The following is a 13,768-nucleotide window of genomic DNA, read 5'->3' on the forward strand; positions in this document are numbered from 1 at the left end:
ATCTTTCTTCGTCGGAACGTCTCGGCAAAAAGGCGGGCAGAACTTTATATCAACCTAGTCCAGGTAAATTAAAAATGAAACGAATCAATGTTCGTGTTCCTTCCGGAAGTTGGACTCTTTTGGGAACGTTGGCTCAGGCTCATGGTGTGTCTAGGTGTTATCTTTTTAATTATCTTTTGAAATTGGAAGCTCTTGGGGTCGGGGATTCTATCTTGAATACGGTTCGGGCGGGAGTTCCCGCATTTCACTGGTCTTACAGTTATATCCTACACTTAGACCTGCCAAACAACCGAGTAACTCGAAAACTACACTGTGAACCAGAATCCTATTTTTATGCTTTAGATCTAGAACGGTTTTCTACATAAAATCACTTACACAAACATCAGTAGTTAAAAATATATTATAATTTATGAATATATTTTAATAAATTATTGAAAAAAAACTATATATACTATTCAAAAAACTGTATTATCTATCGGTTTTCATAAAAAAACGGAAGGGAATTAATTTTTGAAAAACTATAAATTGTAAAAAATCTTTGAACTCAAAATGAAAGATCAATTTTCTATAAGAGGCTCAAAAGTTTTCAAATTTCTCTTTTAAAAAATTTAGTTTCGAAAATGGATCTATAAATTTGTAACTGGAATTAACGGGACTTGAGTTTTACTATAAGTAAAAAAACAGTCAAAATGAAAAAAGGTATTTTGTAACTATTGTATAAACGGTTTCTGTTTTGAGAAACTTTGAAACTAGAAAAAGATCGACGAAATTGACACTTAGCTCTTAAACTGTCGTCGTCTCTGAGCAATTGATGACAAACGTGAAAAACCATTCAAGATTTTCCGCCTACTATTTGGGACAATGGATATTTGGAATCGGTACGATTTTAGTGATCGTATCTTTTTTTGGTAACTATTATTACAAAGAAAAAAATATAGACAGACTCATTGATAATATTCACTGGACCGTTTCTTATCTTTGTGCGGCGGCTTTAGCCTGGCTCGGTTATTTTTCAGAGAAGGTCTGGATTTATCGTTTTCGATTTTGGTTTGCACTTGGTCTTACTGCAAACGCATTCGGACAACTCTCTTGGGCGATTCAAGTTTATTTCAATTATTACATGACTCCAACCCCGAGCGATTTTCTTTTTCCATGGGTTGCTCCTTGTTTTGTCATAGGATACTCTATTATAGTTATTGAATGTGATCGAAACAAAATCAGAGTGGCGGCATTGGACGCTCTTGGTCTTATCACGGCGGTTCTCACGTTTTCACTTGCGTTATATCTTCCTCAGAGAGAAGGAGTCGGAATTGCTCAGCTTCTTCCATTGATCAATCATCCAGTATCTTTTTTAACTGCTGCCGCTTTGGGAATTTTATTGATTCCTGTTCTAAAACTACAACCAGATAAATCTTGGTTGTCGTTTATAATTGGTATGGGAGGGAGTGGTTTTTGTTGGTTGTTATGGAACGCGTTATTTATTGTTGAGATTCCTCCCGATGGAACCGTTCTCAATGCCGGTTTCTCTGTTTCGACTTTGATCTTGGGATATGGAGTCTGGACCTGGGAACCTAAACTAAATGATCATCCGATTTTAGGAAGAAGGTTTGAAGCGGCGCTTCGTTTATTGCCTTTATTTGAAGTGATTGCAAGTTCGATTACGATTGTACTGGCAGGAACTCTTAGTGGTTTGCCGGAAGGGGTTCGAATTGTTGCATGGGCTGGAACTACAATTGTGGTTTTAATTGCGAGTGTGAGACAAACCTTACTCGTTAAGGAGATGACTGATACGGAACAGGAAATCCGTTTGGTCAACGAAGGGCTCGAAGAAATAGTCGCTAAACGGACTGGAGAACTTAGAACTGTAAATCAATATCTTATTTCTAAAAATGAACAAGTAATTAGAGCGATCGCAAACTTAAAAAACACACAAAAACAACTCGTTCGTTCTGAAAAGATGGCTGTGCTTGGACAGTTGGTTGCTGGAATTGCACACGAACTAAATACCCCATTAGGCGCTATCGTTTCTTCTAACGAAGCCATTCAGTTAGTATTGTCCAATTCTTGGGAAGGTCTTTTGAGAAATTATTCCGATTTTACCGAAGATGAAAAATTAATTTGGGAAAAACTTTTTTCAAAAGGAATTACTCTAAGAGAATTTTACGATACAAGAGAAGAAAGAACCAAAAGAAAAAAAATAGCAATTTTGTTAAACGACTTCGGGTTTTCCGAAACGACTCGTCTTGCGGATATTCTTACTGATCTGGGGATTCATCCAGATTATGTATTAGAAAATTTTAAATATCTAAATCAAAAAGAAAAATTGCTTATGATCGCGCAAAATGCTCTATCTCTTTCAGGTCTGGCAAGAGCGAGTTTTACGATCGAAAAAGCCGCTGAAAAAGCTTCTCTAGTAATACAAGCTCTGAAGGAATATGCGTATAAAGATCGTAGCGAAACTGCGATGAGTCCTGTGGATGTACGGAAACAATTGGAAACAGTACTGACTCTTTATTATTCTAAATACAAAACTCAAGTAGAGATCGTTCGTGAAATGCCGGAAACTTCTTACGTTCGAGGAAATGCGGAATCTCTTACACAAGTATGGACAAATCTGATCGGAAATGCTCTTTATGCGATGGGATATAAAGGGAAAATTGAAATTTCTTGTAAAAGAGTTGAGACTAGTTGGGAAGTGGCAATTAAGGATAGCGGAACCGGAATCGAAGAGTTGATCAAAGATCGAATTTTTGAACCTTTTTTTACTACAAAACCTTCCGGTGCGGGAACCGGTTTAGGCCTGGATATATGTAGAAGAATCATAGAAGATCATAACGGAAAAATCTATTTTGAAACTTCTAAACAGGGAACCACGTTTTTTGTGATTCTTCCCGCCGTAGAACCGGTTTTGCAAAAATTCGAAAGTCAAATCAGTAAAAATCAGTAAATTCTATTTTGTTAATATAGACTGAGCTTTCTTTTTGATTTCTTCTTCATCTTTTTTATGATCCACTTTATTCGGTATATCTTTACCCTTAATGAATGCAGGACGTTTTTCTAATTCATCGTTCCAACGTTTTAGATTGGGAAATTCATCCAAACTGATTTCTACCCAGTCGTGCATATTGATCCAAGGCCAGGTAGCAATGTCTGCAATAGACAGATCCTTGCCGCCTAAAAATTTACTTTCACTCAGTCTTTTATCTAAAACGGAATATAATCGTTTTGTTTCGTTTTGATATCTATTGATCGCGAAAGGAATTTTTTCTGGTGCGTATTTTAGGAACACTCCGGCTTGTCCCTGCATCGGACCGACTCCTCCCATTTGAAACATAAGCCATTGTATTACGGTACTTTTTTCTTTTGGATCTTTAGGCAAAAGTTTTCCGGTTTTTTCCGCAAGATAAATTAAAATTGCGCCAGATTCAAATACCGCAAAGTTTCCGTTGTCTTTGTCGGTAATTGCTGGAATTCTTCCGTTGGGATTGATTTTAAGAAACCATTCCTCTTTTTGTTCCAATTTATCCAAATTGATTGGATGGATCGTATAAGGAATTCCTAATTCTTCTAACATAATAGAAACTTTTCTTCCGTTGGGTGTAGACGCCGAATATAATTCGATCAATGTTTTTCTCCTAGTTGTGGGGTGTTTGTTTAGAAGTTAGACTTTCCTTTTGGAAAAAATTCGGTTTTTAAGTAGAAATCTAAAAAAAATTGTTTGAATCGAATGGGTTTTTGAACATTCGAATCTATTACGGGAATTTTCATATTTGAAAAGGTATTAGAATGTTTTTGAGTTTTACTCACTTGGATTGAAACTTATATTTTAGAATTCTTGAACGTATCAAAAACCTTTTATGTATCGTAAGCGATTTTTTTAAACGAATTGAAAACTAATTCAAAAACTCGAAAAAAAGAATTAATCGCATTTATTTCGGTATTTTATTATAGAGTTTTCGAGTAGGATCAAAACGTGGTAGTTCCCACAGAAACCATCTTTTTACTATTAGATTACTACTCGGACGATACTAAGTTATTAACGGTCGAATTTTTGGAAAAAATAGAGTTATTTAAAAAATGTCGCAAATACGGGATTTACGACATTTTAGAGCATGGCTAAAACATTCAAATTATTGAAACAATCTATTCTATTTATGCTTCCGAGTAAGTAAGTATTCCTATATTTTTAGAAATTTCGGGGCGGATTTTACGTTCATTCTTTTTTCGTTTAAGTAAGATTTTATAATTTAATGTGTGTTTGGTGTAAAGTCCGTTTTTATAGGACAATCTTGTCGTAAAAAAAGTGAATGTGGGAACTCTTACAAATCGTGGTTTACAGATAGATTTTTAAAATGAGGAACTCGGACTTTCAGAAAATTTCTCACTTACGTTACTTAACGTGAGTTCGGCGTAAAAAAATGAGAAAGGGTTTTAAAAAATATGAGTTTTTGCAATTTAAGAATTGGTTCTTAAAATCGCGATTTGTTGTAGTTCCCACAAATTAAGTCGCATTAGAAATTTTTAAACAGTATGAGTTCCTACATTTTAGGAATTGATCAGTAGAGTTCAGATCCAAGTTTTTTCAAAAAAATGAATTCCTTGCGACGGATTTACGTTACTTAAGTTTTTAGGAAAATGGATTTTAGTTTATAGAAGTCTGTTTTTGGAAAAAAACGATCCAAAAAAGTCAGAAGTCGTTTCCTGTTTTCAAATTAGAAAAATATAAAATTCAATTTTTTGAAAATATTAGACTTTTTTAGGTGATTTAAAAAAATCATTTTATATTTTTGAAAGATATCTAGAAAATAATATATCATGAATTTTAAGACAAACCACTGTTAGGTGTATAATTTTAGACACTTAAGTGGTAGTTTGATATTTAATTTTATAAAAAGGTTTTTGGAATTTATGGCTTGGATTTATCTCATGATCGCTTCTATTTTTGAGATCGGCTTTACTACGTGTCTTAAGTTGTCGGATAATTTTACAAAACCAACTTGGATTGGGAGTTTTGTGTTTTTTTCAGTTTTAAGTTTAGCTTTTTTGAATAAAGCCGTTCAAACGATTCCTATGGGAACGGCTTATGCTATATGGACCGGTTTGGGTGCCGTGGGAACGATATTGGTTGGAATTTTTCTACATGGAGAAGTGATCGATTTTTGGAGAGGATTCTTTTTATCAACTTTAATTCTTTCCGTTTTAGGTCTTAAATTTTTAGTTCCGGAATGAGATCTAGGAATTTACCTTTTGAAGTTTAAGGCGTTTTCTAATTTCTTTACCTCGTTTTTGGTTTACTTCTAAAACTTGTAAAAGTGTATCGATTGGAAAGACAGTTCCTTGAAACATTCTTCTCATTGTTCTTTCTGACATGTCATACCAGCGCGCTTTGGAAGAAACTAAAAGTTCGCCTGATTTGGAAAGATGAATCGTGGCCTTGGTATAAAGTCTTCTTCTTCTTACCATTGTAACCCAACAACGTACTTCAACTTCTTCATTCAATGGAACTGCTTTGTGATAACGCATATAAAGTTGGTCTGTCATAACGAAATGACCAAGATGAAAACAAAGAACTCCTTGGGCTTCGTCAAGAAGAGTTGCTAAAACTCCTCCGTGTGCGTAACCGGGAGCACCTTCAAAAGCTTTCTCGATTTTAAACGGGAATCGAACTTCGCCGCTTTCTTCATGAAATGGAAAACTAGCGTGAATCCCTTTGGCGTTTTCGGGACCACAGCCGAAACAATTTTTATGATGCCAATCCTGTCCGTTTTGGCTAGCTTTAATTTCCCGGTAGATTGTTTCTGTTTCCATAGGTAACTATTCGTTTCATTTTAGAATCTGTTCCAAAAACTATCACTTTTCAATTTGTATTTTATTTCTTTGAAGTTCTATTTCCATGAAAAATTTGATACTTAAGGATTCAAGTTCGAAACCGTTGATCCAAAGTCTTTTTTCAATTTCGTTTTTTAAAATCTTTTAAATAAATACATAATAGGACTTTAAAAAAATTTCAGATTTCTACTGAGAATTGTATTTGGGAATTTTGCATACAAATTCAGATCGTTACAGAGATTTCGGTAAATAGAAAACTGTATTGCCCCATTTATTTTAATGAAAAAGAAATAAAAGAAAATTAAATTTTCAATCACTCTATTTTAAAAACAAATCGTCTTGACCATACTAACGACGGTCTTAATCTAACTCGGTTTTGATATGAAAAGTCGGAAAGGGTTGGAAATGAAAGCAGCTATTTTAGAATCCGGTAAAAAAAAATTAGAAATCAGAGACGTTGCCGTACCACAACTTAAGGCAGAACAAGTAAGGGTAAGAATCAAAGCTTGTGGTATTTGCGGTTCGGATGTACATCTGGTGGTCCATGGGACTCTCAAGTGCAAACATTTTCCCAGAATTCCCGGACATGAATCATCTGGTATTATTGAAGAAGTAGGCGAGAACGTTAGACGATTTCGAAAAGGGGACCGGGTAGTTATAGCGGCTGGAACCTCGTGCGGAGTTTGTTCTTATTGTAAGGAAGGAAGAGAAAATTTATGTAAAGACTTAGGAGTGTTTGGTTTTGATCGAGATGGAAGTTTTGCAGAATTTAATATAGTAGAAGAACGTTATTTGTATTCTCTTCCAGACGAGATTCCATATGATCAAGGAGCAATTCTTGCGGATGCGGTATCTACTCCTTATCATGCCATTCGTTATAGAGGAAATATTCAAGAAAGTGATACGGTAGCAATTTTCGGTTGTGGGGGGCTTGGGGTTCATGCGGTGGCGGTTGCCAGAGCGATGACAAAAGGTAAGGTGATCGCATTGGATGTGGATCCAGGAGCATTAGAAAATGCTTATAAATACGGAGCCGATGAAGTGATCAATTTGAAAGAAGTACGAAATTCAGGTAAGATATTAAAAGAAGTATCGAAAGGTGTGGATCTACTGGTCGATTTTTCGGGTTATATGTCTAACGTAGAAGATTCAATTCGTGCGATGAACCCTGGAGGTAGAATTGTACTTGTGGGTATAGGTAGACAACCTTTGAAATTTCAGATTCCTTTTATATTAATCGAAAAAATGATTTCGGTATCTGGTTCTTATGGATCCGATCGAAGAGCAATTCCGGAACTGATTGACTTTTATTTAAAAGGAAAAATTAATCTTTCTCATTCGATTACTTCTCATCATCCATTAGAAGAATTGAATGAATGTCTTGAGGCTTTGGATCAGAGAAAAGGGAATCCAATTCGGTTTATCGTTGAACCTTAATCGGTTCTGAATTTACTAGAGTTGTTGAAAAATGAATCTCCGTTTGTTTCTGTTTTATAGAAACGGTCGATTTAAACAGTTTTGTTAATTTTAACTAACGTGAATTCGGTCTAAGGAGAGATTAAAAGTTGTAAATTGTCTTTAGATCTCAAATTCAAAGACGGTTTTTTTGGAAAGAATGAAAATGCAACTAAACCACTTAAAAGATTAACAGCCCAATTGCAAAAACTCCGATGTCTAGTATGTTGAATTTGGCAGATATTTTTAAGTTCATCGTTAACCGATTCAATGATAGCTCTTTTTCTTAGAAGAATTTTATCAACCAAGGGCATTAATTTATTTTTCATATTCTTTTTAAGTTTTGTAATGAGTTGAATTCCCTTTTCATAAAGACTTTCAAATAGAGATTGACTGATGTATCCTCTATCTCCGAAAAGTTTATCGTAAATCTTTTTAACAAGTGGGAAAATCACTTTCGAGTTTCTGTCGTCGACGTTTCCAGGAGTGACCATAAATGATAATATTTCACCTTGATCATTTACGATTAAATGTAATTTAAAGCCGTAAAACCAGCCTGTGCTTGATTTCCCTCGTTGTGCAATGTTTTTAAATACTTTATGAGAATGGATTCTTCTGTTGTCGCATACTTTGAGAATTGTAGAATCAATGAACGATATTCCGGAACATTTTCCCATACAAGTGTTGGATAGAAAGGAAGCTATAACAGCTAACACGTTAGGCATCAGTTCAACGAAACGATTGTAACTTACCGCTTTTGGGAATTCGGATTTCAGATTCTTTTTTATTTCTATCAAATAAAAATTTTTAAATTCTCTATAATGAGAAAGATGAAAATAAACTACGATTGTTGCTACCTCACTCAGGCTGAGCTGAAATTTACGATTTCTTTTTCCTGCCACGGGACTCAATATTTTCCCGTTCCAATTTATTTTTTGTTGTGTACAATAATCGTCTATTGCACAAAATATTGATGTCAGATCCATATTGAACTCCTTTTTGCTGAAAGTTTGGTTCAATATGGATCTGGCGCTTTTGAGTACAAGATCTTTCTCTTTTTTCCCACCTTACGCCGAACTCACGTTAGTTTAAATTGCAGTAATACCTCCGTCAACGGTCCAATTGGCACCGTTGATATAAGAAGATTCCTTGTTTAATAAAAAAGAAACTACCCTTGCGATTTCGGAAGGAGATGCGATCTTACGCGCGGGTGTCATTTGAATGATTTTATTTCTATGGTCTGGAACTTGATCTTCTTGAATTCCCATTGAAGTTTCTATATAACCAGGACTTACAGCGTTCGAAGTAATTCCAAAAGGACCCCATTCATCAGAAATTGATTTTGCAAAACCGATCAAAGAATGTTTGGAAGCGGAATAGGCTACCGAGTTTGCAGAGCCGACAATAGATAAAGAAGAAGCAATGAATACTAATCTACCTAGTTGCAATTTTTTGAATTTAGGAAGAATCAATTTCACAATCTGAAACGCAGATCTTATATTTACCGAAAAAATTCGATCCCATTCTTCTAAACTAACATCAGTAATTTTATGATAAGGACCGCCGTATCCCGCACAATGAACAAAACCATACGGGCTTTGATTTTGAGAAGAAATCAAAGCTTCCCATTGAGAAAGCGCGTACGTAAGATCTTGTTCGATTGTCAGATCTGTGTTAAAAAAAAATTCTCCCGAAAAAATTTCCTTTGGAGATTGAATATCTAAATTCGTTACGGAATAACCTTCCGATAGAAGTGACCTTACGATAGCTCTTCCTAAACCTCCACTTCCTCCTGTTAGAATGATATTTTCTTTTTTAGTTGTTTCCTGATTTTTCAAAGTCAACCTCGAACTTACATTCGTATTTCTAGATGACAGAGAAAGACACAAGGATTCTTTTGTTTCTCATGGAAAAACTTTTGGAAAGGGTCAATCACATCCTCGAAGCTCTTCCTTATATTACTCAGTACTCGGGCAAAACGGTTGTGATCAAATACGGTGGGGCAGCGATGGCAAAAGCTGATCTCAAAGAATCTTTTGCAAAAGATATTGTTCTTCTAAAATATGTAGGCATTCATCCAGTAATCGTCCACGGTGGCGGTCCCGAAATCAACAGACTCTTGGACAATTTGAAAATCCCAACCGAATTTGTTCACGGTCATAGAGTTACAGACACTCAAACGATGGAAATCGTAGAAATGGTTCTTACTGGTAAGGTAAATAAACAAATCGTTTCTCTGATCAATTCTCAAGGTGGAAAGGCAGTTGGAATTTCCGGTAAAGACGGTAACCTTGCAAAGGCGACTAAGGCTCCTGTCGAAATCGAATTAGAAGGAAAAGAAAAACAACTCTTTGACGTCGGACTCGTAGGAAAAATCGAATCTATAAATCCCGAAATTCTTCATAACCTCCAAAAAGAAGGTTTTATTCCGGTCATTTCTCCGGTCGCCGAAAATTCAGAAGGAGAAAGTCTCAACATCAATGCGGATACGTTTGCAGGTGAAATCGCTGGAGCACTCAAAGCAGAAAAACTGATTTTACTTACCGATACTCAAGGAATTTTAATCAATCAGCAATTGGTAACAGGACTCAATCGAAGTAAAGTAAAAGATTATATTCGAAAGGGAGAAATTTCGGGAGGAATGATTCCTAAAGTAGAATGTTGTCTGACAGCAATCGATCAAGGAGTACGTAGAACCCATATCATAGACGGAAGAGTCGCTCATTCCATTTTGATTGAGATTTTTACAGACCAAGGAATCGGCTCTTTGATCGAATCGTAATTTGTTCGTATTATTTTCAAAAAAGTTCATATTCATTAAGAAGCTCTTTATAAATTTTATTTTTCCCTAAGTTTTCAATCGTGTCTCTGACGTTGAAACTCCTTGACAGAGAAAACTTTCTTGTGTCCAATGATCGAATTCTTTTAAAGAATCATCTATCAACACATCAGTATGAGTGAAAGGCAGTTATCCTTATCTTTAATTTCCGATATAACGGCGAGAATCAATTCGACCGATGATCTGGACGAGCTACTTGGTATTATCATAGAAACCACAAAAGATGTTCTCAATACGGAAGGTTGTTCTCTTCTTTTATATGATCAAAACGAAGATTGTCTAGTATTTAATGTTGCGAAAGGAACCAAAGGAGATTCTTTAACGGAACTCAAAGTTCCAAGAGGTAAAGGAATCGCAGGAATAGTTCTGGAAACATTGGAACCCGTAATCGTAAACGACGCCGCAAACGACCCTAGAATTTATAGAAACATTGACGAGACGGTAGGTTTTGTAACCAACAATCTGATTTGTGTTCCGATGAGCACTCAAGGAGAAATCCAAGGAGTTTTGGAAGCAGTCAATTCTCTCGAAAGAAATGAATTCACAAAAAAAGATATTAAAATTCTTCAATATCTTTCTGATCTCGCTGCAATTGCGATCAGAAATAGAAGATTAATCCGGGATTTAAAAAGTAGAGCCAACGAATTAGATTGTTTATTTCAACTCAGTCAGGCGATTTCGAATATTTCTGAAATGGATCAATTTTTGAATCTAATCGTAAATTCGATTTCGGAAGTAATGAATGCGGAAAGAGTTTCTTTAGTTTTTTTTAATTCGAAAACCGGCAAATACGAACTTAAAAAAAGCATCGGCTTTAGTCTAGAAGATCAGGAACATTTTATCAATGAAAAAGAAGGAGTCATTCAAAGAATCATAGAAACCGGAAATCCGATTCTGGTTCAAAATATATCCACGGTAGAAGATTGGTTTCGCCCTGAAAGATACAAAACAAAATCCTTCATTTCAGTTCCGATTCGTTTGGATGGAAAAATCATTGGAATTTTAAATGCAGCCGATAAAAAATCAGGCAACAGTTTTGACAACGCAGATCAAAACGTTTTAAGTACAATCTCCAATCAAATTGCAGAAGCTTATAATTCCCTGCTTTCTAAAGAACAAAAGGAAAAACTCAATTTGATTTATAGAGATATGCAGATCGCTTCTCAAATTCAATTGAACTCTTTGCCAAATATTCCTAAAAAAATCCAAGGGTTAGAATTAGAAACTAGTTATACAGCTTCTAGGGAAATCGGAGGAGATTTTTACGATCTGATCTATCATAATCCGGACGAAGTAAGTGTTCTTATTGCGGACGTTTCTGGCAAAGGAATCGCAGCGGCACTTTTTATGGAATTTTCCAAAACGATCATCTCGGGAGAAGTTTCCAGAAATTCTTCGACTAGCATCAGTTTGATGAGCGCCAATAGAATCATTCAGGAAAAATCAGGATACTTTATGTTTGTCACCGTAATGCTCGTAAGGATCAATATGGCAAAACGAAAGATTCATTATTCCAGTGCGGGACACAACGAACAACTTCTTTATAGAACCAAAGAAAAAAAGGTAATGAGTCTTTCTGGTAAAGGAATGCCTCTCGGAATCAAAGAGTCCGAAATTGACGAACACGAAATTGATTATTCTTCCGGAGATCTTTTGATTCTTTACACAGACGGAGTCAGCGAAGCGATGAACGAATCCAACGAGATGTACGGCCTCGAAAATTTGATCAAACTCATCGAACGAAACGGAGAAATGGCTCTCGGCGCCTTAAAAGAACTCATCATAGATACTACGGACTCGTTTAGAGGAGACGCGGCACCTCACGACGATTATACGCTTTTTATGGTTCGTCTTCCTTAAACGAGACGTAACATTGTATATTCTATTTTTATAAACTGATTGAGAACGATTGTAATCCGTTTCTTTTTAACTTGGATTACTGATCTCTATAACCCTGAGTACCGTTAATTTTTATTACAAAGTGCTGTTTAACGCAAATTCGATGAATCGTAGGGGAACTCAGAGCGTTTTGCTTCTATGGTCTCTTGACGGATTGTGTTCTATAATAAATTGTAACTAAAAACGAAACATCGCATTCCGTTTCTATTATACAATTTATTGACTGAAGCTGAAGGTGCAATTCGTAACGCCCCATTTTCTTTTTCTGGATTCACATTTTTTTAAGTTCCCGAAAAAATTTTGAGACTTAACTTACGGATTTCTAAATATTCATTTTTCGCAATTGGAATTTGTAGGAGTTGTTTTTGATAAGAGAAGCAAAATGAGACGCTTTCATTTCACAAAAACGTGGGATTCATTCAAAAACTATTTGGCCAACATGTGAGCCGGCTGTCCCGTTGAAGCCAAAAACGATCTCCATAAAGTACTGCGATCTGGTTGTAAAACTTTTCTTTCCTGAATTGCAACTGAAATCGGAAGATGTGTGAATACATTGTTCCACATTCCTACCACCATATCTGTTTTTCCAGCCATGCCGGCGTGTACCGCATTCTGAGCCAGAAAACCGCAAAATACAGAATCCTCTGCGTTAGCCGTAATTGATCGAATAATATAACTAGGATCGATGTATTTAATGTTTACCGGAACATTTTCTTTTTTGAAAAACTCAGTCATTGTATCCTTCAGAAAAAGTCCGATGTCCTTGAGTTTTAAATTTCCTGAAGAATCTCTTTCCTCCGTAGAATCAAAAAATTTTTGACCAGCCCCTTCTGCTACGATGATAACAGCATGTCCCTTTTTTTGGATTCTTTTTTTGAGATCATCCAAAAAGGCCTCGTTTCCAAATAGATCAAAGTCCACTTCCGGAATCAGACAATAATTTACGTTTCTAGATGCCAAAGCCGCGTTGACCGCAATAAATCCGGAATGACGCCCCATCAACTTTACAAGCCCAATTCCATTCGGTGTTCCCTTTGCTTCCACGTGAGCACATTCTACCGCTTCCATCGCTTTGGAAAATGCAGTAGAAAAACCGAATGTTTTTTGTACGTAATTAATATCGTTATCGATTGTCTTAGGAATTCCTATTACGGAAATTTTTTCTTTCCTTTTTGTGATTTCATCCACGATGGCTCTAGCGCCCCTGAGAGTTCCGTCTCCTCCAATACAAAAAAGAATTTTTACTCCATAAAAATTAAGACCGTCCACCATCTCTTTGGGAGATTGATTTCCTCTCGAAGAAGATAACATAGACCCGCCTTCGTCTACGATATGTGCTACTTTTTCTGGAGTGAGTTCAATTGGTTGATGAGAATATTTTTTTACAAGTCCTTGATACCCATAAAGAAAACCTAAAATTCTGGAAACTCCATAACGATAATAAAGTTCCATTACGATTCCACGGATCACGTCGTTGATTCCAGGACAAAGCCCTCCACAAGTAACAATTCCTGCAGTTACTTCCTGAGGGTTAAAATAAATTTTTTCTCTAGGACCAGCCTGTTCGAAAAAGTCAGGACCTTCTTGGACATAAGAATCCCAATCTTCTTTGGATTGAAATACTGTTCTGAATATCAATCTGGAAGTATCACTTGTATAATATTCATAGTCTGCCGGACTAGGAATTGAACATTCTCCAAAATTTTGAATCTTTGTTTCCATGATCGGTTCCTTATAGATTATTTT

11 protein-coding genes are annotated in these 13,768 nt (G+C 35.8%); 6 read left to right on the plus strand and 5 right to left on the minus strand.

The genetic code is table 11. The features are described from left to right. Together LEP1GSC059_RS08770 and LEP1GSC059_RS08780 are read left to right on the plus strand one after the other, a co-directional pair. Positions 1-365, plus strand: a 365-nt coding sequence (locus tag LEP1GSC059_RS08770; protein ID WP_020980693.1) for a DUF1564 domain-containing protein, incomplete at its 5' end; no start/stop codon positions are given. A gap of 446 nt (positions 366-811) precedes the next feature. Next, the gene (locus tag LEP1GSC059_RS08780; RefSeq protein WP_036057379.1) at positions 812-2,947 is read left to right on the plus strand and encodes a sensor histidine kinase; all 2,136 of its coding nucleotides are present in this window, start codon (positions 812-814) and stop codon (positions 2,945-2,947) included. A 3-nt stretch (positions 2,948-2,950) separates the two neighbouring features. On the opposite strand, the gene LEP1GSC059_RS08785 is transcribed toward LEP1GSC059_RS08780, so the two are convergent. After that, positions 2,951-3,625, minus strand: a complete 675-nt coding sequence (locus LEP1GSC059_RS08785) for a glutathione S-transferase family protein (protein ID WP_017215544.1) — start codon at positions 3,623-3,625, stop codon at positions 2,951-2,953. 1,283 nt (positions 3,626-4,908) lie between these two features. On the opposite strand from LEP1GSC059_RS08785, the gene LEP1GSC059_RS08790 reads away from it, so the two are divergent. Further along, positions 4,909-5,229 (plus strand): DMT family transporter, encoded by a 321-nt coding sequence (locus tag LEP1GSC059_RS08790; protein WP_002155560.1) that lies wholly within the window; start codon positions 4,909-4,911, stop codon positions 5,227-5,229. Positions 5,230-5,232: 3 nt separating this feature from the next. Here LEP1GSC059_RS08790 and LEP1GSC059_RS08795 read toward each other — a convergent pair whose 3' ends face one another. Further along, the gene (locus tag LEP1GSC059_RS08795; protein WP_002180486.1) at positions 5,233-5,808 is read right to left on the minus strand and encodes a PaaI family thioesterase; all 576 of its coding nucleotides are present in this window, start codon (positions 5,806-5,808) and stop codon (positions 5,233-5,235) included. Positions 5,809-6,234: 426 nt separating this feature from the next. Between LEP1GSC059_RS08795 and LEP1GSC059_RS08800 the strand changes: the two genes are divergently transcribed. Next, positions 6,235-7,266, plus strand: coding sequence for a zinc-binding dehydrogenase (locus LEP1GSC059_RS08800; RefSeq protein WP_020980654.1), 1,032 nt, complete (start codon positions 6,235-6,237; stop codon positions 7,264-7,266). 110 nt (positions 7,267-7,376) lie between these two features. On the opposite strand, the gene LEP1GSC059_RS08805 is transcribed toward LEP1GSC059_RS08800, so the two are convergent. Continuing rightward, positions 7,377-8,270 carry an IS982 family transposase gene (locus LEP1GSC059_RS08805; RefSeq protein WP_017213826.1) on the minus strand — a complete coding sequence of 298 codons (894 nt, stop codon included), beginning with the start codon at positions 8,268-8,270 and terminating at the stop codon, positions 7,377-7,379. A gap of 102 nt (positions 8,271-8,372) precedes the next feature. Continuing rightward, positions 8,373-9,128, minus strand: coding sequence for an SDR family NAD(P)-dependent oxidoreductase (locus tag LEP1GSC059_RS08810; protein WP_017213545.1), 756 nt, complete (start codon positions 9,126-9,128; stop codon positions 8,373-8,375). A gap of 62 nt (positions 9,129-9,190) precedes the next feature. Here LEP1GSC059_RS08810 and argB point away from each other — a divergent pair, with 62 nt between their 5' ends. Both argB and LEP1GSC059_RS08820 read left to right on the plus strand, forming a co-directional pair. Then, positions 9,191-10,066 (plus strand): acetylglutamate kinase, encoded by an 876-nt coding sequence (gene argB, locus LEP1GSC059_RS08815; RefSeq protein ID WP_002180081.1) that lies wholly within the window; start codon positions 9,191-9,193, stop codon positions 10,064-10,066. A 171-nt stretch (positions 10,067-10,237) separates the two neighbouring features. Continuing rightward, the gene (locus LEP1GSC059_RS08820) at positions 10,238-11,983 is read left to right on the plus strand and encodes a GAF domain-containing SpoIIE family protein phosphatase (protein ID WP_017213543.1); all 1,746 of its coding nucleotides are present in this window, start codon (positions 10,238-10,240) and stop codon (positions 11,981-11,983) included. Positions 11,984-12,448: 465 nt separating this feature from the next. Here LEP1GSC059_RS08820 and LEP1GSC059_RS08825 read toward each other — a convergent pair whose 3' ends face one another. Beyond that, positions 12,449-13,744 (minus strand): ATP-dependent 6-phosphofructokinase, encoded by a 1,296-nt coding sequence (locus LEP1GSC059_RS08825; RefSeq protein WP_017213542.1) that lies wholly within the window; start codon positions 13,742-13,744, stop codon positions 12,449-12,451. Positions 13,745-13,768 lie beyond the last annotated feature (24 nt).

The sequence above is a fragment of the Leptospira noguchii serovar Panama str. CZ214 genome (genome assembly GCF_000306255.2).
In the GTDB taxonomy this organism is placed as follows: domain Bacteria; phylum Spirochaetota; class Leptospiria; order Leptospirales; family Leptospiraceae; genus Leptospira; species Leptospira noguchii.